Raw genomic sequence first — 26693 nt, 5'->3', positions numbered from 1 at the left:
GCATCCTTCGAGGCTCGCCCAGCGGCGCAATTGCGCCGCAAGGCTCGCACCTCCAGCGACAACGGCAAAGCCGTTGCGCGGGGATGACGGTTCGAGAGCTTTCGCCAGGACGACAGCTGTGATGAAATTGAATGCGACGTCATCGTGACGGCCGCATATCGCGTTCACACCAAGAGGCACCATGACCGACACCATCGAAGCTCCCGACGGCGGCTACCGCTTCATGCCCGGCGTCAGTCAGTATTCCTGCGGCATCGGTGCTCTGCCCGGTTATGCCATCGAGCGGGTCAGGTTCTCTGACCCGGTCCCCTTGAGCACGGGTTTTGAACGGATTGCCGATATCATCCGCGACGCCGGCCGTCCGCTGACGGCATTCGGAGCCTGCGAACTGCGTTCGCCGGCGCCGTTCACCGAAGATGGGTTCAAGGCCTTCAACGAGATCTACATCAAGACGCTGGTTGCCTGGGGCGTGATGCGCGACGGCGTCAATCCGGTGGCGCGCAGCAACGTCTGTCCGAAATTCGATCCGCCAGGAGAGCCGAGTTTCCACGCCTTCTGCTACACGGTGCCGGCTGCAAAGGACGCTCCCACGAGCTTTGTCGTGGCCGGCAGCGGCGAATCGGTCGAGGGCAAGGCCAATTATCGCGATCATACCGTCGCGCTCGGTGACACCAGTCCGGCCGGCATCCTGGCGAAGGCGAAATTCGTCCTTGGCGAGATGGAACGCCGGATGAGCGCGTTCAGCGGTTACTGGCGGGACACCACCGCGGTGCAGCTCTACACCGTGCACGATGCCTATCCGGTGCTCGAAAGCGAATTCGGTCGCCGTGGCGTGCTTCGCAGCGGCCTGACCTGGCATTTCGACCGGCCGCCGGTGGTCGGGCTCGATTTTGAAATGGATTGCCGGCGCGTGCATCTCGAGCGTGTGGTGTGATGCATCGGTCGCGCCACGCATCAAAAGCGCGTGTGGGTGCACGTGGAAGCGTGTGCCCTTTCTTGACACGGATCGCGTCAACCGTTTCCCTTCATCAACGAGGTCAGCGGCTGGGTGAACGCGGGTGCAGAACGAATCTGTGATCAGGCGGCGGGATTTGCTGGCGCTGATCGGGACCATCGCCGGCAGTTCGGCGATGTATCAGGCGATGACGAGCCTCGGCTTCGCGTCCGAGTCCGCCTACAAGGGGCCGCTCAAGCTCGCGGGCGACGTGAAGGGCGCGTCGGTGCTGATTCTCGGCGCCGGGCTTGCAGGCATGACGGCGGCGCTGGAGCTGCGCAAGGCCGGCTACAAGGTCCAGATCCTCGAATTCAACAGCCGCGCCGGCGGCCGCAACTGGTCGATCCGCGGCGGTGACAGCTTTACCGAGCTCGGCGGCTTCAAGCAGACCTGCCAGTTCGAGCAGGGGCTCTACCTCAATCCCGGCCCGTGGCGGATTCCCTATCATCACCGCGCGCTGCTCGATTATTGCCGCCGGCTCAATGTGACGCTGGAACCCTTCATTCAGCTCAACCACAACGCCTATCTGCACGCGACGCGTGCATTCGGTGGCAAGCCGCAGCGCTTCCGCAGCATCAAGGCGGATTTCCAGGGCCAGGTGTCGGAGCTGCTCGGGAAAGTCAGCCAACAGGGCAAGCTCGACGAACTCGTCACCAAGGAAGATCGGGAGATCCTGCTGCAAGCGCTGCGCGACTGGGGCGCGCTGGATCGCGACTACAAGTACAATGCCAATCTCGGCTCCGCCGAGTTCCGTGGTTATGCCCGCGATCCCGGCGGCGGCTTGATGGGCGATCCGCTGCCCAGCGATCCGATCTCGCTGCAGGAGCTGTTGCGGTCGCGGATGTGGCGCTATTTGCAGTCCTATGCGCGCTACGATTTCCAGATGACGATGTTCCAGCCGGTCGGCGGCATGGACATGATCGGCAAGGCGTTCGCGCGCGAGGTCGGCGATCTCATCCGCTATAATGCCAAGGTGACGCAGATCCAGCAGAACGGCTCCGGCGTCACCGTGAGCTATGTCGACACCGCCAGCCCATCCGCGGTGCAGCAGGCGACCGCCGACTGGTGCATCTGCACCATTCCGCTGCCGATCCTGAGCCAGCTCCAGGTCGATGTCAGCGCGCCGATGAAAAATGCGATCGAGTCCTTGCCCTATGCCGCCTCGGTGAAAGTCGGGCTGCAGTTCAAGCGGCGGTTCTGGGAGGAGGATGAAGCGATCTATGGCGGCATCAGCTACACCGACCTGCCGATCCGGAATATCGGCTACCCGAACTATGGCTTCAACCGCGGCGGCCGCGGCGTCGTGCTCGGTGCTTATTTGTATGAGGGCGCCAATTCCTTCGAGTTCACCGCGATGACGCCGGCCGAGCGGGTCGCGAGCGCGGTCGAGTTCGGTGCCGCGATCCATCCGCAATACAAGAGCGAGTTCGAGAACGGCGTCGCGGTGGCCTGGCATCGGGTGCCGTTCACGCTCGGCTGCGCCGGCGAATGGACCGAGGCCGGGCGCGCGCAGCACTACCGCAATCTCTGCCAGATCGACGGCCGCATCGCGCTCGCGGGCGAGCACGCGTCGCAGCTGCCGGCCTGGCAGGAGGGTGCCATCCTGTCGGCGCTCGACGCCATTACCCGATTGCACGAACGCGTGGTGAAGACGTGATGATGCGGGCCAGCATACCGGCGATCGTCACGGTGACGCTTGTCACGTCGACGCTGCTGTCAGCCGGCGCGGCCGTTGGGCAGGACAGCGGGGCGGCCAAGCGCACCTTCTCCTCGGGTTACCGTTTCGTGGAAATGACCGGCGAGGAGCTGTTCGCGAATGTCTGCCAGGGCTGCCACATGCCGGACGCGACGGGTGCGAGCGGCGCCGGCACCTATCCGTCGCTCGCCGGCAACAAGAATCTCGAATCCGGCAGCTATCCGATCTTCCTCGTCGTCAACGGCCGCCGCGGCATGCCGGCGTTCGGCGACATGATGACCGATGGCCAGGTCGCCGCCGTTGTGAATTATCTGCGGACGCACTTCGGCAACACCTATCAGGATGCGGTGACGACCAAGGATGTTCAGGATGCCCGCCGCTAACAATTTACCCGGGGAGAGTTTGAATGAAGTTCATCTGTATCGCGCTGGGCGCCGCGCTGTCGGCGATGGCGACCGCAGCCTCTGCGGAAGTGGTCAGGCATCCGATTCCCAACTCGACATTCCCGATCGCACAGGCCGTGACCGTGACCGGCAATACCACGACGGTCTATGTCAGCGGACAGGTGCCGCCGATCGCCAACAAGGATGCCGATCCCTCGAGCCCGCAGGCCTATGGTGACACCAAGACCCAGACCGTCGGCGTGCTCAATCGCATCAAAACCATCCTGGAGGGCCAGGGGCTCGGCATGGGTGACGTGGTCAAGATGCAGGTGTTCCTGGTGCACAACGCGTCTGCGCCGATGGACTTCAAGGCCTTCATGGAGGGCTACACCCAGTTCTTCGGCGGCAGCCAGCCGAACCTGCCGGCGCGGTCGGTGCTCGGTGTCGCGGCACTGGCAAATCCCGGCTTCCTGGTCGAGATCGAGGTGATCGCGGTCAAGGATACGAAATAAGGGCTCCAAATAGCGTGCACGAAACTGCGGAGCATGCGCGCGGAAATTGAAGGGCTCGCCGTCTTGCCAAAGCGCGTGCCGCCTGTCTGAATTCGCTCCCGAGACGGTGGAATTCTGGGAGAGCACGATGTCGCACAAGGCTGGAGACATGGTCCGATCGTTGCAGTTTGCGGCGGCGCTCGGTTCAATGCTGGTGGCAACCGGCGCTGCGGCGCAGGGGCTGACCGAGCAGCAGCAATTTGCCCGCGGCATCTACCAGGAACTGGTCGAGATCAACACGACCACCGCGACCGGCGATACCCAGAAGGCGGCGGAAGCGATGGGCGCGCGGCTCCGCGCTGCGGGCTTCCCCGAGGCCGACGTGCACGTGTTTTCGCCGGCGCCGCACAAGGGCAATCTGGTCGCGCGGCTGCACGGCTCCGGCGCGCGCAAGCCGATCCTGCTGGTCGCCCATATCGACGTCGTTCCCGCCCTCCGCGAGGACTGGACGGTCGATCCGTTCAAGCTCACCGAGCAGGACGGCTATTTCTACGGCCGCGGCTCGAGCGACGACAAATACATGGCCGCCTCCTTCGTCACCAATCTGATCCGCTACAAGAAGGAGGGCTACACGCCCGACCGCGACATCATCGTGGCGCTCGAGACCGACGAGGAAATCCTCGATTCCAACGGTCTTGGCATGCAGTGGCTGATCAAGAACCACCGCGACCTGATCGATGCCGAGTTCGCGCTCAACGAAGGCGGCGGCGTCGGCCTGAAGAACGGCAAGGCGATCCGCAACAGCGTGCAGACCAGCGAGAAGGTCTCGGTCGGCTATCAGCTCACGGTGAAGGATAGCGGCGGCCACTCATCGCTGCCGCGCAAGGACAATGCGATCTATCGGCTCGCCGAAGGCCTCGTGCGGCTCTCCAACTACAGCTTCCCGATGAATCTCAACGAAACCACGCGGATCTATTTCACGAAGACCGCGGAGGTCGACAAGTCGCATGCCGACGACATCAGGGCAATTCTGGCGCCGAAGCCTGACCCGGCGGCGCTGGCGCGATTGTCGGAGAGCCCCGGCTACAACGCCCAGCTCCGCACCACTTGCGTCGCGACCATGCTGGAGGGCGGCCACGCCATCAACGCATTGCCGCAGCTGGCGACCGCCAAGGTGAACTGCCGGATCCTGCCCGGCGAGCCGGTCGATGGTGTCCAGGCAACGATCGAGCGCGTGCTCGCCGACAAGCAGATCGAGGTGACCCCGACCGGCAAGGCGGTGCTGAGCCCGCCGTCACCGCTGAACGAGGAGATCATGGGTTCGATCGAGAAGCTGTCGAAGGAGTTCTGGCCGGATGCGGCGATCGTCCCGGTCATGAGCACCGGCGCGACCGACGGCAGCTATCTGCGCAATGCCGGAATCCCGACCTACGGTCATTCCGGGCTCGGTGCTGATGTCGACGACAACCGGAACCATGGCAAGGACGAACGCGTGCTCGTCAAATCGTTCTACGAAGGTCAGGACTACCTCTATCGACTGGTCAAGATGCTCGCCGGCGGGAAGTGATGGCTGACAGCAAGACAAAGACACGGGTCGCGGTCGCCGGCCTCGGCGCAATCGGCACCGACGTCGTCAAGGCGCTCGACCAGGGCATCGAGGGCCTGACGCTGGTTGCGGTGTCGGCGAACAGCCCGGACAAGCACCGCGGCTGGGTCGCTGGGCTCAAGTCTGCGCCGGAGCTGGTGCCGATCGAACAGCTCGCCGATGTGGCCGACATCGTGGTCGAGTGCGCGCCGAGCAAGGTGGTGCGTTCGATCGTGGCGCCGGTGGTCGCGCGCGGCAAGACCGCCGTGGTGCTCAGCGTCGGCGCGCTGTTGCAGAACGAGGACCTGGTCGACATCGCGCGAGCCCATGGCGGCCAGATCATCGTGCCGACCGGCGCGCTGATCGGGCTCGACGCGGTGACCGCGGCGGCGATCGGGACCATTCATTCGGCAAAGCTCGTCACGCGCAAGCCGGTCGCCGGTCTCCTCGGCGCGCCGCATCTGGTCGAGAACAACATCCGGATCGATGACATCACCGAACCGCTGCGCATCTTCGAGGGCAGCGCGCGCGACGCCGCCAAGGGCTTTCCCGCCAATCTCAACGTCGCAGTGGCGCTCTCGCTCGCCGGCATCGGCCCCGATCGCACCAGGGTCGAGATCTGGGCGGACCCGACGGTAACGCGCAACACCCACCGGATCGAGGTCGATTCCGATTCCGCGCGGTTCTCGATGATGATCGAGAACATCCCGTCGGAAAATCCCAAGACCGGCCGCATCACCGCGCTGTCGGTGATCGCCTGCCTGCGCAAGCTGCGTGCGTCATTGCGGATCGGGACGTGATGAAGATTGCGCCCGACGATCTCCTGCTGATCATCGACGTGCAGAATGATTTCTGCCCCGGCGGCGCGCTGGCGGTGGCCGGCGGCGATGCCGTCGTGCCGGTCGTCAACCGGCTCGCCGCGCGGTTCGACCATGTCGTGCTGACCCAGGACTGGCACCCGGCGGGCCACAGCTCGTTTGCGACCTCGCATCCCGGCACGGCGGCGTTCTCCTCGATCACCATGCCCTATGGGCCGCAGACGTTGTGGCCGGATCACTGCATCCAGGGCACGTCCGGTGCCGCGTTTCATCCCGACCTCGCAACCGATCGGGCCGAGCTCGTGATCCGCAAGGGGTTCCGTGGCGCGATCGATTCCTATTCGGCGTTCTTCGAGAACGACCGCAAGACGCCGACCGGGCTCGCCGGCTATCTGCGCGAGCGCGGCCTCAAGCGCGTCATGATGGCGGGGCTGGCGACGGATTTCTGCGTGCAATATTCGGCGCTCGATGCGCGGCGGCTCGGCTTCGAGACTACGGTCGTGCTGTCGGGCTGCCGCGCCATCGACCTCGGCGGCTCGCTCGCCGCGGCCACCGCCGCAATGTGCGAGGCCGGCGTGGCGCTTGTCGAGGAGATCCCCTGAGCCTCGCCTAACAGGGGCAAAAACCATTGTTTTAACTGGCCTTTTGTTCTAATCCCCAGCCGTTGATGATCATGCAGCGGAGCTTTCGTGTCGGGACAGGTTTTGCGGATAGGGACGCGCAAGAGCGCGATGGCGCTCGCGCAGACGGACGAGGTCGCACGGCTGCTGCGTGCCTCGGCACCGGACCTCGCCGTGGACATCGTCAAGTTCGAGACCCGCGGCGACCAGGACCAGACCAGCAAGCTGTTGCGCCATGGCGGCAAGGGCGGCGCCTTCGTCGCCGAGATCCGCGAGGCGATGCGCGTGGGCACCTTGCAGGCCGCGATGCATTCGCTGAAGGACGTGCCGGGTAATGAGGAGACGCCGGGTCTCGTCCTTGCCGCGATGCTGGCGCGCGATGCCGCCAATGACAGCCTCGTGCTGCGGCCGGGCTTGTCGTTGGACACGCTGCGCGCCGCTCGCGGCAAGGGCTTCATGATCGGCACCAACGCGGTGCGCCGCGCCGCCTATCTGCGCCGGCTGTTTCCCGAGGCGACTGTAATCCATTATCGCGGCGCCGCGGATACGCGAGTTGCAAAACTCGATCGCGGCGACAAGCAGCGGCTGCCCGGTGGCGGCGAGGTGGGACCGGCGGATGCGCTGGTGATGGCACGCTCCGGCCTGGCGCGCATCGGCATGACCGCGCGCATCGCGCATGATTTCTCCGTCGGCGAAATGCTGCCGGCGGTCGGCCAGGGCATCGTCGCGGTCGAATGTGTCGAGACCGACTGGGCGACGCGCGCGCGGCTTGCCTCGATCGACAACGCGCCGTCGCGCCTTGCCGCCGAGGCCGAGCGCGAGGTGCTGTGGGTGCTCAACGGCCATTGCAATTCGCCGATCGCCGGCCACGCCACGCTGACCGGAAACGAGATGGCGCTGCGCGCCTCGGTGCTGGATGAGGCCGGCTCAGGCTTCATCGAGGTGACGCGGCACGGCCCGGCGGACCGGCCGCGCGAACTCGGCCGCGCCGTCGGTATGGAGCTGCTGGAGAAGGGCGCCGCCGAGATCATCGCGCGCACCCGGGTGGGCGAATAGCGCCTGTTATTGCGCCCGTAGTGGCCAGCTTTCGACGATGCGGAAACGTGACGCACCATCGGCTTGCTTGAACAGCGCGATGCGGTCGATCGCCAGCGTCGCAAGCGCGATCGCCGCGAATCGCTCGCGCAGCCGCGCCATGATCGGGCCGCGCCGCTCGTCGCTCAGCCGTCCCGTCAGCGTCATGTGGAAGCGGAATTCCTCCATGACGTAAGGATAACCCCAGCGGTTGAGATAGTCGCGCTGCCGCTCCGTGAGACGTTCTGGTTTGCGCCGCGCGCGATCCTCCGGCGTGAGTGGCGCGCGGAACGCGTCGAACTCGGTGACGCAGTCGGCGGCAAGCTGCTGCAGATCATCCGAGCGGCGGGCTGGAATCACGGCGACGAAGCCGCTGATGGCGTCGACGACAGGTTCGATCACCGGAATCCGCCGCGCGCGACCGGCGAAGGCGGCACAGGCGTCGAGAAGCTCGGCCTCGCTCCGGCCTTCGGCGAGCGAAGTCGGCGCCTTCAGCGTGGCGTGGAAGCCGTATTTGCGCGGATCTTCCGTCACCTCGCGCCAGTCGGGCGCAACGCCATCGGGAAACGGCAGGTCGACGCCATCAACGGCATCGTAGCCGAGCAGCGTCGAACCGAAACGGTGCAGGGCGCTGTCGGGTGACGGCGCATAATAGATCGCGTAGCGCGGAGTGTTGGCCATGGGCTGAGCTACGCCGCCGCAACCGTCTTGTGCGGCGCGAACGAATGAACGAGGCAGCTCGCATCGGCCAGATGCACCAGCCGTCCGGCCGCGATCACGGCGACGATGCGCGGTCGCCGCGGCATCTTGTCGTCGACGACGATGATATCGGCGCGGCGGCCGGCGGCGAGTGCGCCGCGATCGGTGAGCCCTGCGGCGTGTGCCGGCGCCGACGAGATCAAGTCCCAGGCTTTGGCAAGCGGCAGGATGCCGTCGGCGGCGAGGCGGAACGCGGCGAGCAGCTGCGCCGGATAATAGTAATCCGACGCCAGCACCGAGCAGAGGCCCTGCGCGATCATGTCGGACGCCTTGGTCCAGCCGGTGTGGCTGCCGCCACGCACCACGTTGGGTGCGCCGAACACGATGAAGTCGCCGGCGGCTGCGGCATCGCGCGCGGTCTCCTCATTGACGGGGAATTCCGCGATCGTCGCGCCCAGCGCCCGAAACGCCTGACGCATCGCCGGACTGTTGTCGTCGTGCGAGAGCATGCGGATATCAGCCGCGCGTGCGGCCGCAGCCAGCCGCGCGATCGAGGCGGGTACCTCGGGACGGCGCGCCACGACCCGATCGAGCATGTCGTTGACGGCTTCGAGCGAGAGTCCGGTGCGTTCGGCCAGCTGGTTACGCTTCTTCGGCTTGACGTTGCTGTGGTCGTTGAAAGCGAACAGATCGATGCGGCCCTCGGTCAGCCATTGAATGATCTCGGCCTCGGCCTCGAGATTGTGGGTCTCGTGACGCAGATGGAAGCGTGTATCGGCGGCGAGCTGCGGCCGCAGCGCCTCGATCGCATCGAGCAGCTTGCGCGCATTGTCCGCGCTGCGCAGGCCGGGCTCCCACGACCAGGTCGTGCCATGGAACACGGTGGTGATGCCGTTGGCGATTGCCTGCCGGTCGCTATCAACAAGCGCGACGTCGGTCGGGAAGTCGACGCCCGGGCGTGGCATCATTTGCCGCTCGAACGCGTCGCCGTGCAGATCGATGATGCCGGGCAGCACCAGCAGGCCGCCGGCATTGATGTAGAGCGCTGCGCGACCTTGCTCCGCGTCGAGCGCGCCGATGTCGCGGCCTGCGGTCCGCAGCGAGGTCTCGACCAATGCGCCGTCAACCAGCGTACGTCCGCCCTCGATGAAAATGTCCGTCACGATGCGGCGCTCCGTTGCTTGTCCTCTGATTGGGATACGACCTTGGTCTCATACTTGTCGAGGAATTCCTCGACTGCGAGCTTGCGAAAGTCGGGCAGGACACGGCGAAGTGTTTCGTGATCCCAGTCCCACCACGCGAGCGCGGCAAGGCGATCCGCTATTGTCTCGGAGAAGCGCCGCTTCACCGGACGTGCCGGATTACCGGCAACGATGGTGTAGGCGGGGACGTCCTTGGTCACGATCGCACCAGCGGCGACGACGGCGCCGGTTCCGATATTCCGTCCCGGCAGCAGGACCGCGCCATGACCGATCCAGACGTCATGGCCGATATGCACGTGATGCGCACGTCGCCAGTTGAAGAAGTCGGCGTCGTCGCTCTCTCCGGGAAAATATGTGCTGGCGCGATAGGTGAAATGCGCCTGCGTCGCGCGATGCATCGGGTGGTCGCCGGGATTGATCCGGGTCATCGCCGCGATCGAGCAGAACTTGCCGATCGACGTGTAAGTGATCTGGCTGTCGTTCACCACGTAGGAATAGTCATCCATGCTCACTTCAAGCAGGATCGTGCGCGCGCCGATCTCGGTATATTTGCCGAGCTTGCTCTCGCGAACCGACGCAGTCGGGTCGACAGTCGGCACAACCGAGAGTGTTTTTCCGGCCATCATGGCCTCCGCAATCTTGTAAATCTTTGGCTTCCGGGGAGATGCGCGCTCGTCTTCGGGGCGCTTGATGACAGCATCATGACGTTGCGATGACGGCAGTGAGGGGTGTGGACGATCGACGCACCGCAGCGCTGCCGTCACATAACTGTAAAACGCGGGGGATAGCGATGGCCCAACGAGGCGCGGTTGGAGCATTACATGCTGGTGGTGGAAGGTTTGACGTGCCGTTTCGGCACGAAAGCCGCAGTCGACAACGCGTCTTTTTCGATCGCGCCGGGCAGCTTTGTCGGCGTGATCGGCCGCTCCGGCGCCGGCAAGTCGACGCTGCTGCGGATGATCAACCGTCTTGCCGATCCGACCTCCGGCCGTATCCTGTTTGAAGGCACCGACGTCACCGCGCTGCGCGGCAAGGCGCTGCGGCAGTGGCGGGCGCGCTCGGCGATGATCTTCCAGCAGTTCAATCTGGTCGGCCGTCTCGACGTGCTGACCAACGTCCTGATGGGCCGGCTCGCCCAGATCCCGTCCTGGCGCTCGCTGGCGCAGGTCTGGCCGGAGCAGGACAGGGCGCTGGCGCTGTCGGCGCTCGAGCAGTTCGACATTGCCCAGCTCGCGGCGCAGCGCGCCGACCAGCTCTCCGGCGGCCAGCAGCAGCGGGTCGCCATTGCTCGCGCGCTAGTGCAGGAGCCCGACATCATTCTCGCCGACGAGCCGATCGCCTCGCTCGATCCGCGCAACACCAAGATCGTGATGGATGCGCTGCTGCGCATCAACAAGCATTTCGGCATCACCGTGCTCTGCAACCTGCACTCGCTCGACCTCGCGCGCACCTATTGCGACCGCCTGATCGGGATGGCGGCGGGCCGCGTGGTGTTCGACGGCGCGCCCGCGGCGCTGACCGACCATATCGCCCGCGAGCTCTATGACCTCGAGGCCAATGACGTCATCGGCGCGGCGCCGTTGCCCGCGCGCGACGGCGCGACAGCTCCGGCACTCGGCACCGCAGCCGCGGCCTGAGCGTCGCATTACCGAAATCAGGGCAACCGGGCATTTCGCCCGGCCAACACGCGTAACCACCAAAGAGGGGTAACATGATCACTCGTCGCATCATTCTGGCCGCCGCCGCCGCGCTGGCATTCGCCGGCTCGGCTTCGGCCGAGGACTGGAAAGCCAAGTATCCGGAGATCACCTTCGCCGTGATCCCCGCCGAAAACGGCTCCGGCGTCACCGAGCGCTACGGTCCGCTCACCGAGTATCTGACCAAGGAGCTCGGCATCAAGGTGAACCTGCGCGTCGCCAACGACTACGCGGCCGTGATCGAGGGCCAGCGCGCCGGCAACATCCACATCGGCTATTACGGCCCGGCGTCGTTCGCCCGCGCCCGTCTCACCGGCGTCAAGACCGACGCGTTCGTGATCGACGTCAACGCCGACGGTTCGAAGGGCTACTATTCGGTGTTTTACGTGCTCGCCAAGAGCCCGTACCAGAAGGTCGAAGACCTCAAGGGCAAGAACCTCGGCCTGGTCGATCCGAACTCGACCTCCGGCAACAACATGCCGCGCTTCAAGCTCAACGCGATGGGCATCGATCCGGAAACCTATTTCTCCAAGGTCGTGTTCACCGGCAGCCACGAGAACGCCGTGCTGGCGCTCGCCCAGGGCACCGTCGACGTCGCCGCCAACTGGTGGAACGCCGACGACGATTCCAATCTGACCCGCATGCTCGCCAAGAACATGGTGAAGTCGAGCGACGGCACGCCGCTGAAGAAGGAAGACTTCCGCATCATCGTGAAGTCCGACCTCATCATCAACTCGCCCTATGCCTATCTCGAGAGCCTTCCCGACGACATGAAGGCGAAGATCAAGCAGGCTTTCCTCGACATGCCGAAGAAGGATCCGGAAGCCTTCAAGAAGCTGTCCGACGGCAAGAACCTGCCGTGGCAGCCGGTCACCAACGCCGACTACGACAAGACCATCGAGCTGATCAAGTTCGTCGACGCGCTGCGCAAGAAGGCGTCCTGATCGCACATCCCCGCTGAACCGGGCCGGGTTTCGAGACCCGGCCCTTTTCGTTCATCCCTCGAGCAGACTGGCCCGCATCGATGGCGACCGCCATTTCCATCCTTCCAGCGCAGCAACTGGCGACGCTGAACGATGCCTATCGCAAGGCGGTTGCGCGCAAGCGGCTGAAGGCGACGATGGCGACCGCCGTGTTCTGCGCGGCGCTGTTCATCGCGGCGCTCGGGGCCGAGGTGAACCTGCACACGTTCTTCACCTATTTCGGCAACTTCCTCAGCTATTTCGACCGCATCCTGACGCTGGATTCCGGCGCACGGGTCTGGACCGATCCAGTGGAGTGGTTCTGGGGCCTGAAGAAATGGCTCCGCCTGCTCGGCGAGACGTTGCTGATCAGTTATGTCGGCACGCTGACCGGAGCCGTGTTCGCGTTCGCGCTGAATTTCTTCGCCGCCCAGAACACTTCGCCGGGGCCTTGGGTGCGCTTCATCGTCCGCCGCCTGCTGGAATTCGCCCGCACGGTGCCCGGCATCGTGTTCGCGCTGATCTTCGTGATCGCGTTCGGCCTGGGCCCGATGGCCGGCGTGCTGGCAATCGCGATCCACACCACTGGCGCGCTCGGCAAGCTGTTTGCCGAGATCGTCGAGAATGCCGACATGAAGCCGGTCGAGGGCATCCGCTCTACCGGCGCGAGCTGGCTGTCCTGCATGCGCTTTGCGATCCTGCCGCAGGTCTCGGCGGGCTACGCCAGTTATGCGCTGCTGCGCTTCGAGATCAACGTCCGTGAGGCGTCGGTCATGGGCTTCGTCGGCGCCGGCGGCATCGGGCAGGAGCTCGTGGTCGCGATCCGCAAGTTCTACTATTCCGACGTCAGCGCCATCCTCGTCACCATCATCGTCGCCGTCTTCATCATGGACATCTCGACCGGCTGGCTGCGCGGCCGGCTGTTCGGCAAGGAGACCAGCCGATGAGCCAGATGCCGAGGCCGGATACCGCGGAACTGCGCGGGAAATACCCCGGCGTGTTCGAACGCCCCGCATCGGCGCGGCTGGCGCTGCCGGCCATGGTCGCGGCAGCGCTCGCGATCTTCGTTTACGGCCTGGTCGATCTCGACTTCTCGCCGACCAAGCTGATCACCGGGATGAGCCAGCTCGGCTGGATCACCATGATGATGATCCCGCCCAATCCGGGCTCGTCGTTCGCGCTCTACATGCAGGCGCTCGGCGAGACGCTGTCGATCGCGCTGCTCGGCACTACGCTTGCGGCGATGCTGGCGCTCCCGGTCAGCCTGCTGGCGGCGCGCAACATCATCCCCTCGAACCTGATCCGCTTTCCGGTGCGCCGTTTCCTGGATTCGATCCGGGGCGTCGATACGCTGATCTGGGCGCTGGTCTGGATCAACGTCGTCGGCCTCGGCCCGTTCGCCGGCGTGCTCGCGATCATGGTTTCCGACTTCGGCGCGTTCGGGAAACTGTTCTCCGAGGCGATCGAGGCCGCGGACCGCAAGCAGGTCGAAGGTATCCGCGCCTCCGGCGGCAACGCGCTGCATGAAATCCGCTTCGGCCTGTTGCCGCAGGTGCTGCCTGTCATTGCCGGGCAGGTGCTCTACTTCATCGAATCGAACACCCGTTCGGCCACCATCATCGGGATCGTCGGCGCCGGCGGCATCGGCCTGCAGCTCGCCGAGCAGATCCGCGTACTGGAATGGCAGAAGGTGTCGTTCCTGATCCTGATGATCCTGATCGCGGTCGCCGCGATCGACTTCATCTCGAGCAAGCTGCGCTTTGCCATCATTGGCCAGAGGGCGGTGGTGTAGCCTGCGCGACTTGCGGAGCGTCACCGCGCTATGCGCTGCGACCGGCAAGGTGCACGGCAGAGCGCCAGGCGTGATGCGCGAGGGCTTCAAGGCGCCGTACCGCATCGACGCGAGCGATTGCTTCGTCCGCGCTCACCGCTCCACTCGCCACTGAGCCGAGCGTAGCTTTACGGTGGTCTCGGCGCACTTCGCCCAGCGCTTCCGCGCAGTGTTGGAGATGCGCAAGGGCCTGCTCGTTCGATGTTCCGGCTGCCGCGGGTTCCTTCTCGGGGTTGAGCGACTGTGTCGGCGCACGTCCCAGCTTGATTTGTGTTTCGCGATCGGAAGCGTCGGGCACGGCGGCGACTTCGGCCGCGAGCGAGGCCGCGGCGCGCATGGCTTCCGCGCACACTTCCGCCGCGCGCATGTCCTGAGGGCCGCCGGGCGGCATCCCGAATTCGGTTTCCTCGCTGAAGATTTCGGCCAGGCGAGACGCGTGGTCAAGCGCATGCAGTGTGCTGGTGAGCTTCTGTTCCTCATCCTCCGCCTCAGGCGGTCCACTCACCTTTGACATGAACTCCTGCGCCTGGCGCAGGGCAGAGGCAGCTTCCGCCGCCGGCACTGTAGTCCATCCCGCTGCGACGGAGGCCTCTTGATTTGCTGCCGACAGTGCTGTCGCCAGCGATCCGCACATCGTTTCAAGCGTGCGCGCGACTGTGCGTCGTACTGCTTCCACGGTTGCGATCGGAGTCACAAGCGCTGCTGCGTCCAGGCACCTCGTCAGCGGTGAGCCGCGTTCGGGCAGGATGCGCTCGACGAGCCGTGTAAAGCCGTTGATCACGGGCAGTAGCACCAGGACGCCGACGACGTTGTAAGCGGTGTGATAGGCGGCAAGCAGCGTTACGCCACCAATGCTGTCGGAGGCGCGGACCAGAAGGGGAATAGTCACTGGGAAGAGCACCAGCGCAATAGCCGCGGCAATCAGCTTGAACAAGATGTACGCGAGGGCCAAGCGCTTGGCAGTGCTGCTCGCACCGATTGCCGCCATGGCCGAACTGGTCGCCGTTCCGATGTTCTGCCCAATGATCAGTGCGCATGCCTGGTCCAGGCCGACGGCTCCCGCATAGTATGCCGAGAGTGTCACGGCGATAGCCGCGGTCGATGATTGCATCACGGCGGTCATCACCAGTCCGACGACGGCCAGGGCCAGCACCCCGTACAAGCCAGCCCACCAGGTGGTGCCGAGAACGGCCGGCAAATCCGCGGGGTGCAACTGATCGGCCAGTCCTCCCATGCCCTGCTGCAGGGTCGTCAGTGCAAACAGCACGAGCGCAAAGCCTGCAAGGGCCGCTCCCGCTGCGGATACACGGCCAGGGCCCAACAGTTTGATCAACGCGCCGACGAAAATCATCGGGAGCGCCGCGGCGGTGAGGGAGACGCGCACACCGATCAGCGCAACGAGCCAGCCGGTTCCCGTGGTTCCGACATTCGCGCCGAACACGAGCGCCAGCCCTTGCGGAAAGGTCAGCACGCCCGCGCTGACCAGACCGATGGTGGTCATGGTCGTTGCGCTGGACGATTGCACGATCAGGGTCACGATGGCGCCCCAGAGCGCACCAGATAGCGGGGTCGCCGCTGCCTTGGTCAGGACTGTCCGCAACTTCGACCCGGCGAGTCCCTTGAGGCCGGCGGTCATGACGCTCATGCCAAGCAGGAACAGACCAACTCCACCGAGGACCGAAATCGCCGTCGACATGCGTGCTCTCTTCGCAGTGCACCGACAATTGGACCAATCAACCTAGAGCAGCGGCGACTTGAAGTCAGCAAGAGATGAGAATTCGTCATCCGGCGGATCAAGCCGCGGCCGTCGGTTGCGACCACTCTGTCTGAGGGTGACGCTGACCGTTGCGCATCGAGGTGGTAACCGTTGGGCTTGTTGCGTTTGGCAGCAGCGGTCGAACTCGGGAGGTCGCTGCAGACGAGGTCTCCGCGAGTCCTTGTTCGGGACACATACGACAATGCCGCTTACTCAATTGCTTCGAGCGCTGGTAGCATCTCGGGATTGTGAACCCGTATGTTTGATTAGCCGACGAGAGACTTTCGGGTCTGTGCTAAATTTCGGCTGTGCATCAAGCGCGCAATAGGGGCAGCACTTCCAGTCATCAAGGAGTGTTCAATGTCAGATCTCGTTGCGATCGTGTACCCATCCGAAGTCAAAGCAGAGGAAGTTCGGCAGAAAATACTCAAGCTTCAGAGCGAGTATCTGATCACGATCAGCGATGCCGTGATCGCAGTCAAAACCGGGGACGCTGTAAAGCTCAATCAGCTTGTGAATACCACCATGACCGGCGCCGCCAGTGGTAGCTTTTGGGGGCTGCTCTTGGGGATGGTATTCCTGAATCCCCTTCTCGGCGTGGCTCTCGGAGCCGGCGCAGGCGCTTTGAGCGGTGCACTGGCCGATTTCGGCATCAGAGACCAGTTCATGAAGGATCTCGCGTCGAAGGTGAAATCGGGCGATGCCGTTCTGTTCCTGCTGATCAAATCCATGACCTCAGACAAGGTTCTCAATGCGATCAAGGATGCGGGAGGGATCGTTCTGACGACGTCGCTCGATGAAAAGAAGGAGCAGCACCTGCGCGACACGCTCGCAGCCGCAACACAGGCCAAGGCTGCCTAGCAGGCCAAGGCTGCCTAGCGGGCCAAGGCCGCCTAGCTGGGCGGGATCGCCCGCGAAGGAGGCCGGCTGTAGCCGTGCGGCTCCGCGGCCACTTAGCCGGTTTCCTTCCGCGCGGTCCAAGCCGGGAGAAAATCATGCGCAAATTGCTTCTATGGGGGCTGGCACTTGGGATTGCTTCAGCGGCGATTACGGCGACCAGCGGTCGTTCGCAGGCCGGCCTTATTGCGCCGCTGGGCTTGCGTCAGGCCGCCGACGAGCTTCGTCTCGCCGAAACCATCCAGTTCACCTGGAGGGGCCATCGCTATTGTTGGTACAATAGGGGATGGCGCGGTGGCGGCTGGTATCGGTGTGGTTTTGCTTCGAGGCGTGGGATGGGCTGGGGTGGTCCGGCGGGATGGCACGGGTGGCGACGGCCGGGTCAGCGCCCGGTTGCTCGGCCTCCGAGACCTGGTCGGCCGGGAATCCAGCGGCCGCAACCACTGCCGCAACCGCTCCCTGGCAGGAGCTGAGGGCTTCTTTGTCGTTCGGTCGCCGGCCGCGACGTGCTCGCGCGCCGGGCGGAGCGCGCCATGTCCTTGAAGGAGCCGCAAACACGCCAGGCGCGCGAACCTGTGCTTGTCGATCTCGCGCTGCAGGGCGGTGGATCGCATGGCGCTTTTACCTGGGGGGTGCTCGATCGGCTCATGGATGAGTCGTGGCTGCGCATCGAGGCGATATCGGGCACGTCGGCCGGCGCGATGAACGCCGTCGTGCTGGCGAGCGGCTTCATGACCGACGGCCCGGCGGGTGCCAAGTCTGCATTGAGCGCGTTCTGGCGGCGGGTCGCTGACTCAGCGCGATTCAGCCCCATGCGTCGAAGCCCGCTGGACGTCATGCTCGGCCGCTGGACGCTGGATACGTCGCCCTTCTATCTCGCCTTCGATCTGGCGAGCCGCGTGTTCTCGCCGTACGATCTGAATCTTGCCGGCACAAACCCATTGCAAAAAGTCCTCGCCGAGTCGGTCGATTTTCGACTGGTCGCGAGCTCCCCAATCCGTTTGTTCGTGACGGCGACCAACGTTCATACCGGCCGCGGGCGTGTGTTTCGCAACGCCGAGCTCACGCCCGATGTTCTGCTCGCTTCCGCCTGCTTGCCGACCCTGTTCCGCGCGATTGAGATCGATGGCGAGCCCTATTGGGATGGCGGGTACTCCGGGAACCCGACGATCACGCCGCTCGTGCGCGAGTGCAATTCGCGCGACACGCTTCTCGTCGCGGTCAACCCGGTCGAACGACCTGGAACACCGCGCTCCGCGCGCGAGATCCTCGATCGGTTGAGCGAAGTCGCGTTCAACGCCACGCTGCTCAAGGAGTTGCGCATGATCGCGCTGCTGCGGCAGGTCGCCGACGCCGGCAGCTCAGAGGGACGCAAATGGGCCGAGATGCGCATTCATCTCATCGCCAGCAAGGTTCTGGCCGAACTCGGCGCGTCGTCGAAGCTCAACGCCGAGTGGGATTTTCTCTGCATGCTGCGCGACGAAGGCCGCGCTGCCGCCGAGGCATTCCTTGCCGCGAACGACCAGAACATCGGCAGGCGCTCTTCGATCGATTTGGATGTTCTCTTGCAGCAGGTTTGACGCCATGGGCCTCGTCGGAATCCTGGTTGCCCTTGGCCTGCTGATCTGGCTCTCGTTCCGCGGATGGAGCGTGCTCCTCCTGGCGCCGGCTGTCGCGATCGTCGCCGCGGCTTTCGCCGGCGAGCCCTTGCTCGCCCATTGGACGCAGACTTTCATGAGCGGCGCTGCGCAGTTCATCGCGCAGTTCTTTCCGATTTTTCTGCTCGGTGCGCTGTTCGGGAAGCTCATGGACGACAGCGGGTCGGTCCACGCCATCGCCCATTTCATGAGCATCAAGCTCGGACAGCATCGCGCGATCCTTGCTGTCGTGCTTGCAGGCGCGCTCGTCACCTATGGCGGGGTAAGCCTTTTCGTCGCCTTTTTCGTTTTGGCGCCGATGGCACGGGAAATGTTTCGCGTCGCCAACATCCCGCATCGGCTGATGCCGGCCACCATCGCTCTCGGCACCTCCACCTTCACGATGTCGGCAATGCCCGGAGCGCCCGCGATTCAAAATTCGATCCCGATGCCGTTCTTCGGAACCACTCCGTTTGCAGCGCCCGGACTGGGAATCGTCGCTTCGGCGATCATGCTGGCATTCGGGCTCTGGTGGCTCAGCCGCGCCGAGCGAGCGGCGCGCAAGTCCGGTGAAGGCTTCGGCGGTGACGCAGAGCTCGGGACCAGAGCGGTCGCTGACGATCAATTCATTCGCGAACGCGCCACATCGTCCCACGAGTTCGACCCGGCCGAAATAGCCCATGGCAAGCGCGGCGACGTGCCGCCGCCGATCGGCACGGCGATCATCCCGCTCCTCGTGGTCGTGGGTGTGAACCTGCTGATGTCGCTTCTGATCCTGCCGCGCCTCGATTTCTCGTTCCTCGCGCAGGAGCGCTGGGGCGGGACGTCCCTTGCCGGCGTTGCCGGGGTGTGGTCGGTCGCAGTCGCTCTCGCCGCCGCCACGGCGACGCTCGTCGCGCTCAATCGGTCCCGTCTGACGGACCTAAGGGCGAGCATGGATTCCGGCGCAAACGCTTCCGTGCTTCCCATCTTCAGCGTCGCAAGCCTGGTCGGCTTTGGAGCCGTCGTCGCTGCGCTGCCGGCCTTTGCGTCAGTGCGCGATTGGGTGCTGTCGATCTCCGGCGGTCCGCTCGTTTCTCTCGCCATCGCGACCAATCTGCTTGCCGCTTTGACCGGCTCGGCCTCAGGCGGATTGACCATTGCGCTCGATGCCCTTGGCGACACCTACCTGCAGATTGCGCAGACGGCCCACATCGACCCGGCGCTCATGCACCGCATTGCCGTGATCGGCTCCGGGACCCTCGACAGTCTGCCGCACAACGGCGCCGTCGTGACGCTGCTTGCAGTCTGCGGCTCGACCCATCGCAACAGCTACTTCGACATGGTGATGGCCAATATCGTTGGGCCGATCATCGCTTTGGTCGTCGTGATCGCTTTGGGCTCGGTGCTCGGATCCTTCTAGTTGGCACGTGCCGGAGCGCCGCCTCGTCAGCCGTTCTCGACCAGGAACTCCACGCGCTCGGCGGCGAAGCGCGAGCGCTTGGTCACCAGCGGCTGGTCCAGCATGTCGACGTCGGTCGCGTCGACCACCAGCACCGGCCGTCCCAGCGGCAGGTCGAGCCGCGCGGCGTCGGTGGCATCGGCGATCGCCGCCGTGATCCGTGTCGAGGCACGGTGGTAATCCTTCACGCCGTAATGGTCGAGCAGCTTCGTCATCGAATGGACGTTGGCGAACACATGGCCTGCGTCGGGAAATCGCTCGGCCGACAGCCACGTGGTCGAGACGCAGATCGGCGTCCGGTCGGCAAGACGCACCGCTTCGATCCGGATCAGCGGCGCACCGATCTTCAGGCCCAACTCACGTGCGATCTCGCGGTTCGCAATATCCTCGCCGGCCTCGATCAATTGGCCGCGCGGCTCGTGGCCGCCGGCGCCGACGATTTCCGAGAATCGCGTGCGTGAGCGCAAGGGATAGGCGAGGCGCTGGGCTTCGACATAAGTGCCGCTGCCGCGCTCGGCGCGCACCAGGCCGCGCTCGGCCAATGCAGCGAGCGCCCGCCGCACGGTGTGGCGATTGACCCGGTAAGTCTCGGCGATCTCCATCTCGCCGGGCAGCTTTTCGCCCGCAGCAAAGCGGCCGTCAGCGATGCCGCGTTCGATGCCGTCGGCGACCTGCCGCCACAAGGCGACGCCGGAACTTTCCTGCATGCTCATCGCGCGGTGATACCAGAAATCTTTGGTTTGTCACGAAACAGTCATGGCGCTTCGCTATCAAGTTGTCTAGTATCATAGACAACTTGATAAAGCAAGGTTGCCCGAAGGTTGCCGATGAATTCGACCGGATCAAACAACAAACAGGCCCAGCGCAAGGCCGCGATGACGGTGCTGGCGCACTCCGCCGCTGTCGACATCGCAGGCCGGCTCGCGGCGATCACCCTGCCCAGCCATGAGAACCTGCGCGAGCCCGAAAACGGCCTCGTGATGATGCGCGGGCGGATCGGCGGCGACGGCGCGCCGTTCAATCTCGGCGAGGCGACGGTGTCGCGCGCGGCGGTGCGGCTTGCGACCGGAGAGGTCGGCTTCGGCTACACGCTCGGCCGTGATGCGGAGAAGGCGCAGATGATCGCGCTATGCGACGCGATGGTGCAGTCGGCGGAATTGTCCGGCGAGGTGGAAGCCAAGGTGATCGCGCCGCTGCGTGTCGCCATGAATGCCGAGCGCGCCCGCAAGGCCGCGGAGACCGCGGCGACGCGGGTTGATTTCTACACGATGGTGCGCGGTGAGGGGTGATGCAATGACGACGATTGCCGAAATGCCCGCGGGCTTCGCCGACAAGGTGCTATCGGCGCAATCCACCTTCCGGTCCGTGATGGATGCGATGGCGCGCCCGGGCGGCGTGCAGCGCGTCGCAGCTGATGTCGGAACACCCGCCGGCATGATGCGCGGCGCGGCCGCGATCGCGCTGACGCTGTTCGATCACGACACGCCGATCTGGCTCGACGCTGCGATGTCGGCGACGCCGGACGTCGCCCGCTGGCTGAAGTTTCACGCCAGTGCGCCGGTGGTCGCGGATCCCTCGATCGCAAGCTTCGCGCTGATCGGCGATGCGGCGAACCTGCCCGCGCTGGAACGCTTCGCGTTCGGCAGCAGCGAATATCCTGATAGGTCGACCACGCTGATCCTGCAGGTCGACAGCCTGACGCGGGGCCCGGCCTTCGAGCTGAAGGGTCCCGGCATCGACGGCAGCGCGGTGTTGCAGGCGATGATCAAGCCGCGCGATCTGTTCCAGCGGCTGGCGATCAACGAGGCATTGTTTCCGCGCGGCATCGATGTCGTGCTGGTCCATGACGACAGCATTGTCGCGATCCCGCGCACCACGCGGCTGATCGCAAGTGGAGTGTGAGCGATGTATGTAGCCGTCAAGGGAGGCGAGCGCGCCATCGAGAACGCTCATCGGCTGCTGGCGCATGAGCGGCGCGGCGATCGCGATGTGCCCGAGGTGACGCTGGCGCAGATCTCCGAGCAGCTCGCGCTCGGCGTCGACCGCGTGATGACCGAGGGCTCGCTGTACGACCGTGAGCTTGCGGCGCTTGCGATCAAGCAGGCGCGCGGCGACATGATCGAGGCGATCTTCCTGGTTCGCGCCTTCCGCGCCACGCTGCCGCGGTTCGGCGCCACCGAGCCGGTCAACACCGGCGAGATGCAGGTGCGACGGCGCATCTCCTCGACCTTCAAGGACGTTCCGGGCGGCCAGATCCTGGGGCCGACCTTCGACTACACCCATCGCCTGCTCGATCCGCAGCTGGCGGAAGGCTTCGTGCCGGAGCAGCCGGAGACCGCGGAAGCCTCGCAGGCGGCAACGCCGCGGGTCACCGACATTCTCGGTCGCGATGGCCTGATCGAACCATCGCCGCAGGCAGATAGCGACGCGCCGGTCGGCGACCTCACGCGCGAGCCGCTGGGCTTTCCGGCCGATCGCGATCTGCGGCTGCAAAATCTTGCGCGCGGCGACGAGGGTTTTTTGCTCGCACTCGGCTATTCGACGCAGCGCGGCTATGGCCGCAACCACCCCTTCGCCGGAGAGATCCGCTTCGGCGAGGTCGAGGTCGAGTTGTTCGCCGAAGATGTCGGATTCGCCGTGCCGCTCGGCTCGATCGAGCTGACCGAGTGCCAGATGGTCAACCAGTTCAAGGGCTCGACCACCGAGGCGCCATGTTTCACCCGCGGCTATGGCCTTGCCTTCGGCCAGAGCGAGCGCAAGACCATGTCGATGGCGCTGGTCGACCGCGCGCTGCGTGCGGGCGAGCTTGGCGAGGAGGTGGGAGCGCCGGCGCAGGACGAGGAGTTCGTGATGTCGCACTCCGACAATGTGCAGTCGACCGGCTTCGTCGAGCATCTCAAGCTGCCGCACTATGTCGACTTCCAGTCCGAGCTCGGCCTGCTGCGCAAGCTGCGGCAGGAATTCGCGGAAGCCAATCAGGCGGTCGAACTGCAGGAGGCCGCGGAATGAACGCGCCGACGTACAATTTCGCCTATCTCGACGAGCAGACCAAGCGCATGATCCGGCGCGCGATCCTGAAGGCGATCGCGATCCCCGGCTATCAGGTGCCGTTCGCGAGCCGCGAGATGCCGATGCCCTATGGCTGGGGCACCGGCGGCGTGCAGGTGACGGCGGCGATCCTCGGTCCCGACGACGTGCTGAAGGTGATTGACCAGGGTTCGGACGACACCACCAACGCGATCTCGATCCGCAAATTCTTCGGCAAGACCGCGGGTGTCGCGACCACGACCTCGACCACGGACGCGACCGTGATCCAGACCCGTCACCGCATTCCCGAGGCCTCGCTGCATGCCGGGCAGGTGCTGGTCTATCAAGTGCCGATCCCCGAGCCGCTGCGCTTCCTGGAGCCGCGCGAGACCGAAACCCGGCGCATGCACGCGCTCGCCGAATACGGCCTGATGCACGTCAAGCTCTACGAGGACATCGCGCGCTTCGGCCACATCGCGACTGCCTACGCCTATCCGGTGAAGGTGAACGCGCGCTACGTGATGGATCCGTCGCCGACCCCGAAATTCGACAATCCGAAGATGGACAATTGCGCGGCGCTGCAGCTGTTCGGCGCCGGCCGTGAGAAGCGCATCTACGCGATCCCGCCCTACACCACCGTAGTCTCGCTGGATTTCGAGGATCACCCGTTCACGCGCTACCGCTTCAACGCGCCCTGTGCGCTGTGCGGTGCCGATGATTCCTATCTCGACGAGATCGTCACCGACGATAAAGGCGGGCGGATGTTCGTCTGCTCCGATACCGACTTCTGCGAGCAGCGCCAGGCGGCCGGCCATCACGGCACCGAAAGCGCAGCGCCACACAAGGAGAAGGCGCATGTCTGAGCTCTCCAGCCTCGACAACGATCAGCCGCTGCTGGTGGCCGAAGGGCTTGCCAAGAACTACGGCCGCCTCGCGGCCTGCCGCGACGTCTCGTTCGCGCTCTACCCCGGCGAAGTGCTGGCGATCGTCGGCGAGTCCGGTTCGGGCAAGTCGACCTTGCTGCAACTGCTTTCGGCGCAGCTCGCGCCGAGCGCGGGGCATGTGGCCTACCGGATGCGCGACGGCGTGCTGCGCGATCTCGCCGAACTCGGCGAAGCCGAGCGGCGCTTCCTGTTTCGCACCGACTGGGGCTTTGTGCACCAGGATCCGGCGCAAGGTCTGCGCATGGGCGTGTCGGCCGGCGCCAATGTCGGCGAGCGGTTGATGGCTGTCGGCTGGAACCACTACGGCCGTATCCGCGACACCGCATCGACCTGGCTCGAGCGGGTCGAGATCGATGTCGGCCGCATCGACGACGCGCCGAAGACCTATTCCGGCGGCATGCGGCAGCGGCTGCAGATCGCGCGCAACCTCGTCACCGAGCCGCGCCTGGTGTTCATGGACGAGCCGACCGGCGGCCTCGATGTCTCGGTGCAGGCGCGCCTGCTCGACCTGATGCGCAATCTCGTCAGCGAGCTCGGGCTGGCCGCCATCGTCGTGACCCACGATCTCGCCGTGGCGCGCCTGCTCTCGCATCGCGTGATGGTGATGAAGGGCGGTCGCGTCATCGAGACCGGTCTCACAGATCAGGTGCTCGATGATCCGCGCGAGCCCTACACCCAGCTGCTCGTTTCCTCGATTCTGCCGCCATGAGCTTGCCAATGACCGCGATGATCGAACTTGCCAATGCCGAGAAGACCTTCACCATGCATCTGCAGGGTGGCGTCGAACTGCCCGTGGTGCGCGGCGTCTCGTTCCACGCCGACCCGGGTGAGTGCGTGGTGCTGTCGGGCCCGTCGGGCGCCGGCAAATCCTCGATCCTGAAGATGATCTTCGGCAATTACCGCTGCGACAGCGGCCGGATCGGTATCCGCCACCACGGCAATATCGTCGACCTCGCGACCGCCGAGCCGCGCCAGGTACTGAGCATCCGCCGCTCGACCATCGGCTATGTCAGCCAGTTCCTGCGTGCCGTGCCGCGGGTGGCGACCATCGACGTCGTCGCCGAACCGTTGATCGTCAACGGTGTGGCGCGCGAGGAGGCCCGCGAGCGAGCCGGCGGCCTGTTGCGCCGGCTCAACATTCCGGAGCGGCTGTGGACCCTGCCGCCCTCGACCTTCTCCGGCGGCGAGCAGCAGCGCGTCAACATCGCGCGCGGCTTCATCTCGGATCTGCCGATCCTGCTGCTGGACGAGCCGACCGCTTCGCTCGATGCGGCGAATCGCGCAGTGGTGGTCGAACTGATTGCGGAGAAAAAGACCAAGGGCGTCGCGATGGTCGCGATTGTCCATGACGACGAAATCCGTCATTTGATTGCCGACCGGATCGTCGACGTGACCTCGTTCGCCGCTGCTGCCTGAAGGACCGTTTGAAATGACTGCCAAGCAAGACACCATCATCGGCAACGCCAGCCTGGTCCTCGCCGATCGCGTGATCGAGCAGGGCTGGGTCGCGATATCCGACGGCAAGATCGCCGAGTTCGGCGAGGGCAGGGCGCCCGGGGCCGCCGAGGATGCCGGCGGCGATCTGCTGATGCCCGGGCTGATCGAGCTGCACACCGACCATCTCGAGATGCACTACGTGCCGCGGCCGAAGGTATTCTGGAATCCGGTCGCGGCCGTGATCTCCTATGACGGGCAGCTCGCAACCTCAGGCATCACCTCCGTGCTGGATTCGCTGCGGGTCTGGCGCGAGGACGGCGCCGAGGATGTCGACGGCCGCGCCGGGGTGCTGGCGGCGGCGATCTCGGCAGCGCGCGAGGAGAACCTGCTGCGCGCCGATCACTTCCTGCATCTGCGTTGCGAGGTGCCGATGCCTGATGTCGTCGCCGAAGCCAAGGAGCTGATCGACCGGCCGGACGTGCGGCTGATGTCGCTGATGGACCATACGCCCGGTCAGCGTCAGTTCCGCGACGAGGTCAAGCTGCGCGACTATTACCGCGGCAAGGGTGGCGGCATGACCGACGCCCAGCTCGACGTGCTGTTCGCCCGGCGCTTCGCCTATCAGAAGGAATATGCCGTACCCAACATGCGTGCGATCGTCGCGCTGGCACATGAGTACAAGATACCGCTGGCGAGCCACGACGACACCACCGAGGAAAACGTGGTCGACGCCATCAACGACAAGGTCGCGGTCGCGGAATTCCCGACCACGATGGAAGCCGCGCGCGGGCTGCACGCGGCTGGCATCGACATCCTGATGGGTGCGCCGAACGTGGTGCGCGGCGGCTCGCACTCCGGCAATATCGCGGCGGTCGATCTCGCCAATGAGGGCATGCTGGACATCCTGTCGTCGGACTACATTCCGTCCAGCCTGTTGATGGCGGCGCTGCAATTGCCGCGGCATGTGCCGGCGATCGATCTTGCTTCCGCCGTCCGCACCGTGACCAAGACGCCGGCCGAAGCGGTCGGTCTGTCGGATCGCGGCGAGATCGCGGTCGGCCGGCGCGCCGATCTGATCCGCGTGCACGTCGCGCGCGACCTGCCTGTCGTGCGCAGCGTCTGGCGCGAAGGGGGGAGGGTCGCGTGACCGAGGCGTCCGTCATCGCCGGACAGCGTGCTGCGATCGGTCCCGGCCGGTTGATCCTGGTGGTCGGCCCGAGCGGCGCCGGCAAGGATACGCTGCTGGGGCTGGCGAAACTGGCCTGTGCCGATAACCGCGACGTCGTGTTTCCCCGCCGCCTGATTACCCGCCAGGCCTCGACGTCGGAGGACAATGAAGAGGTCAGCGCGGAGACCTTCCAGCACGCGGCGGCCCGCGGCGACTATGCCATGCACTGGGAAGCGCATGGTCATCGCTACGCGCTGTCGCAGGCAATCAACGACGAGATCCGCGCCGGCCGCACCGTGATCGCGAATGTCTCGCGCACGGTGATCGCGGCGGC

Annotated in this window: 28 protein-coding genes and 1 pseudogene; 23 read left to right on the top strand and 6 right to left on the bottom strand. The window is 65.2% G+C overall.

Annotation, left to right across the window (positions count from 1 at the left end):
• A partial coding sequence (locus H8A92_RS28630; RefSeq protein ID WP_229198867.1) for a hypothetical protein occupies positions 1–195 on the bottom strand: 195 nt, incomplete at its 3' end.
• Between H8A92_RS28630 and cnbZ the strand changes: the two genes are divergently transcribed.
• The 8 genes from cnbZ to hemC all read left to right on the top strand — a co-directional run bounded on the left by cnbZ (position 182) and on the right by hemC (position 7643).
• Positions 182–934 (top strand): 2-amino-5-chloromuconate deaminase CnbZ, encoded by a 753-nt coding sequence (gene cnbZ / locus H8A92_RS28625; RefSeq protein ID WP_229198865.1) that lies wholly within the window; start codon positions 182–184, stop codon positions 932–934. The two genes, H8A92_RS28630 and cnbZ, sit on opposite strands and share 14 nt — an antisense overlap.
• 124 nt (positions 935–1058) lie before the next feature.
• The gene (locus H8A92_RS28620; protein ID WP_229198864.1) at positions 1059–2651 is read left to right on the top strand and encodes an NAD(P)/FAD-dependent oxidoreductase; all 1593 of its coding nucleotides are present in this window, start codon (positions 1059–1061) and stop codon (positions 2649–2651) included.
• Complete coding sequence (locus tag H8A92_RS28615; RefSeq protein ID WP_229198862.1) at positions 2651–3073, top strand: c-type cytochrome; 423 nt, start codon at positions 2651–2653, stop codon at positions 3071–3073. The genes H8A92_RS28620 and H8A92_RS28615 overlap by 1 nt, the downstream gene beginning before the upstream one ends.
• 23 nt (positions 3074–3096) lie before the next feature.
• The gene (locus tag H8A92_RS28610; RefSeq protein ID WP_229198861.1) at positions 3097–3585 is read left to right on the top strand and encodes a RidA family protein; all 489 of its coding nucleotides are present in this window, start codon (positions 3097–3099) and stop codon (positions 3583–3585) included.
• A 127-nt stretch (positions 3586–3712) separates the two neighbouring features.
• Positions 3713–5131, top strand: a complete 1419-nt coding sequence (locus H8A92_RS28605; RefSeq protein ID WP_229198859.1) for a M20/M25/M40 family metallo-hydrolase — start codon at positions 3713–3715, stop codon at positions 5129–5131.
• Positions 5131–5949 carry an aspartate dehydrogenase gene (locus H8A92_RS28600; RefSeq protein WP_229198857.1) on the top strand — a complete coding sequence of 273 codons (819 nt, stop codon included), beginning with the start codon at positions 5131–5133 and terminating at the stop codon, positions 5947–5949. The genes H8A92_RS28605 and H8A92_RS28600 overlap by 1 nt, the downstream gene beginning before the upstream one ends.
• Complete coding sequence (gene pncA, locus H8A92_RS28595) at positions 5949–6569, top strand: bifunctional nicotinamidase/pyrazinamidase (RefSeq protein WP_229198856.1); 621 nt, start codon at positions 5949–5951, stop codon at positions 6567–6569. The genes H8A92_RS28600 and pncA overlap by 1 nt, the downstream gene beginning before the upstream one ends.
• Before the next feature lie 102 nt (positions 6570–6671).
• The gene (gene hemC, locus H8A92_RS28590) at positions 6672–7643 is read left to right on the top strand and encodes a hydroxymethylbilane synthase (RefSeq protein ID WP_274613492.1); all 972 of its coding nucleotides are present in this window, start codon (positions 6672–6674) and stop codon (positions 7641–7643) included.
• Positions 7644–7649: 6 nt separating this feature from the next.
• Here hemC and H8A92_RS28585 read toward each other — a convergent pair whose 3' ends face one another.
• Genes H8A92_RS28585 through H8A92_RS28575 form a run of 3 tightly spaced genes read right to left on the bottom strand, consistent with a single transcriptional unit; the run spans position 7650 to position 10185 of the window.
• The gene (locus H8A92_RS28585; protein WP_229198855.1) at positions 7650–8342 is read right to left on the bottom strand and encodes a DUF1045 domain-containing protein; all 693 of its coding nucleotides are present in this window, start codon (positions 8340–8342) and stop codon (positions 7650–7652) included.
• Between the two features lie 8 nt (positions 8343–8350).
• Positions 8351–9523 carry an alpha-D-ribose 1-methylphosphonate 5-triphosphate diphosphatase gene (locus H8A92_RS28580; protein ID WP_229198854.1) on the bottom strand — a complete coding sequence of 391 codons (1173 nt, stop codon included), beginning with the start codon at positions 9521–9523 and terminating at the stop codon, positions 8351–8353.
• A complete protein-coding gene (locus tag H8A92_RS28575) occupies positions 9520–10185 on the bottom strand; it encodes a transferase hexapeptide repeat family protein (protein ID WP_229198853.1) in 666 nt (221 codons plus the stop codon). The genes H8A92_RS28580 and H8A92_RS28575 overlap by 4 nt, the downstream gene beginning before the upstream one ends.
• Positions 10186–10383: 198 nt before the next feature.
• Between H8A92_RS28575 and phnC the strand changes: the two genes are divergently transcribed.
• The 4 genes from phnC (at position 10384) to phnE (H8A92_RS28555) (ending at position 14013) form a co-directional block, all read left to right on the top strand.
• Positions 10384–11199 (top strand): phosphonate ABC transporter ATP-binding protein, encoded by an 816-nt coding sequence (phnC, locus tag H8A92_RS28570; RefSeq protein WP_229198851.1) that lies wholly within the window; start codon positions 10384–10386, stop codon positions 11197–11199.
• Between the two features lie 74 nt (positions 11200–11273).
• The gene (gene phnD / locus H8A92_RS28565) at positions 11274–12203 is read left to right on the top strand and encodes a phosphonate ABC transporter substrate-binding protein (protein WP_229182971.1); all 930 of its coding nucleotides are present in this window, start codon (positions 11274–11276) and stop codon (positions 12201–12203) included.
• Between the two features lie 80 nt (positions 12204–12283).
• Positions 12284–13168, top strand: coding sequence for a phosphonate ABC transporter, permease protein PhnE (gene phnE / locus H8A92_RS28560; protein WP_229198850.1), 885 nt, complete (start codon positions 12284–12286; stop codon positions 13166–13168).
• Positions 13165–14013 carry a phosphonate ABC transporter, permease protein PhnE gene (gene phnE, locus H8A92_RS28555; protein WP_229198848.1) on the top strand — a complete coding sequence of 283 codons (849 nt, stop codon included), beginning with the start codon at positions 13165–13167 and terminating at the stop codon, positions 14011–14013. The genes phnE (H8A92_RS28560) and phnE (H8A92_RS28555) overlap by 4 nt, the downstream gene beginning before the upstream one ends.
• Before the next feature lie 28 nt (positions 14014–14041).
• Here phnE (H8A92_RS28555) and H8A92_RS28550 read toward each other — a convergent pair whose 3' ends face one another.
• Complete coding sequence (locus tag H8A92_RS28550; RefSeq protein ID WP_229198847.1) at positions 14042–15748, bottom strand: Na/Pi cotransporter family protein; 1707 nt, start codon at positions 15746–15748, stop codon at positions 14042–14044.
• Between the two features lie 420 nt (positions 15749–16168).
• On the opposite strand from H8A92_RS28550, the gene H8A92_RS28545 reads away from it, so the two are divergent.
• The 3 genes from H8A92_RS28545 (at position 16169) to H8A92_RS28535 (ending at position 19744) form a co-directional block, all read left to right on the top strand.
• Positions 16169–16669: a DUF1269 domain-containing protein gene (locus H8A92_RS28545; RefSeq protein ID WP_229198845.1), complete on the top strand. Its 501-nt coding sequence runs from the start codon at positions 16169–16171 to the stop codon at positions 16667–16669.
• A gap of 569 nt (positions 16670–17238) precedes the next feature.
• The gene (locus H8A92_RS28540) at positions 17239–18285 is read left to right on the top strand and encodes a patatin-like phospholipase family protein (RefSeq protein WP_229198843.1); all 1047 of its coding nucleotides are present in this window, start codon (positions 17239–17241) and stop codon (positions 18283–18285) included.
• 4 nt (positions 18286–18289) lie between these two features.
• The gene (locus H8A92_RS28535) at positions 18290–19744 is read left to right on the top strand and encodes a GntP family permease (RefSeq protein WP_229198842.1); all 1455 of its coding nucleotides are present in this window, start codon (positions 18290–18292) and stop codon (positions 19742–19744) included.
• A gap of 26 nt (positions 19745–19770) precedes the next feature.
• Here H8A92_RS28535 and phnF read toward each other — a convergent pair whose 3' ends face one another.
• Complete coding sequence (phnF, locus tag H8A92_RS28530; RefSeq protein ID WP_229198841.1) at positions 19771–20496, bottom strand: phosphonate metabolism transcriptional regulator PhnF; 726 nt, start codon at positions 20494–20496, stop codon at positions 19771–19773.
• Positions 20497–20610: 114 nt separating this feature from the next.
• Between phnF and phnG the strand changes: the two genes are divergently transcribed.
• The 8 genes and pseudogenes from phnG to H8A92_RS28490 form a co-directional block, all read left to right on the top strand.
• Positions 20611–21072, top strand: a complete 462-nt coding sequence (phnG, locus tag H8A92_RS28525; RefSeq protein ID WP_229198840.1) for a phosphonate C-P lyase system protein PhnG — start codon at positions 20611–20613, stop codon at positions 21070–21072.
• Between the two features lie 4 nt (positions 21073–21076).
• Positions 21077–21685, top strand: coding sequence for a phosphonate C-P lyase system protein PhnH (gene phnH, locus H8A92_RS28520; RefSeq protein ID WP_229198839.1), 609 nt, complete (start codon positions 21077–21079; stop codon positions 21683–21685).
• A 3-nt stretch (positions 21686–21688) separates the two neighbouring features.
• Positions 21689–22792: a carbon-phosphorus lyase complex subunit gene (locus H8A92_RS28515; protein WP_229198838.1), complete on the top strand. Its 1104-nt coding sequence runs from the start codon at positions 21689–21691 to the stop codon at positions 22790–22792.
• Positions 22789–23673, top strand: a complete 885-nt coding sequence (locus H8A92_RS28510) for an alpha-D-ribose 1-methylphosphonate 5-phosphate C-P-lyase PhnJ (protein WP_163161267.1) — start codon at positions 22789–22791, stop codon at positions 23671–23673. Before H8A92_RS28515 ends, H8A92_RS28510 begins: the two co-directional genes overlap by 4 nt.
• Positions 23666–24463, top strand: a complete 798-nt coding sequence (phnK, locus tag H8A92_RS28505) for a phosphonate C-P lyase system protein PhnK (RefSeq protein ID WP_163161269.1) — start codon at positions 23666–23668, stop codon at positions 24461–24463. Before H8A92_RS28510 ends, phnK begins: the two co-directional genes overlap by 8 nt.
• An 8-nt stretch (positions 24464–24471) precedes the next feature.
• Entirely contained in the window at positions 24472–25170 is a 699-nt protein-coding gene (gene phnL / locus H8A92_RS28500) for a phosphonate C-P lyase system protein PhnL (protein WP_229198837.1), read from the top strand.
• Positions 25171–25183: 13 nt separating this feature from the next.
• Entirely contained in the window at positions 25184–26338 is a 1155-nt protein-coding gene (locus H8A92_RS28495) for an alpha-D-ribose 1-methylphosphonate 5-triphosphate diphosphatase (RefSeq protein ID WP_229198836.1), read from the top strand.
• Positions 26335–26693 (top strand): annotated as a pseudogene (locus H8A92_RS28490) (phosphonate metabolism protein/1,5-bisphosphokinase (PRPP-forming) PhnN); the annotation flags it as partial. The gene H8A92_RS28495 and the pseudogene H8A92_RS28490, both read left to right, overlap by 4 nt.

Source organism: Bradyrhizobium acaciae (assembly GCF_020889785.1).
Taxonomy (GTDB): domain Bacteria; phylum Pseudomonadota; class Alphaproteobacteria; order Rhizobiales; family Xanthobacteraceae; genus Bradyrhizobium; species Bradyrhizobium acaciae.
The sequence above is the reverse complement of the archived record's forward strand: the minus strand, read 5'-3'. Positions and strand labels throughout refer to the sequence as shown.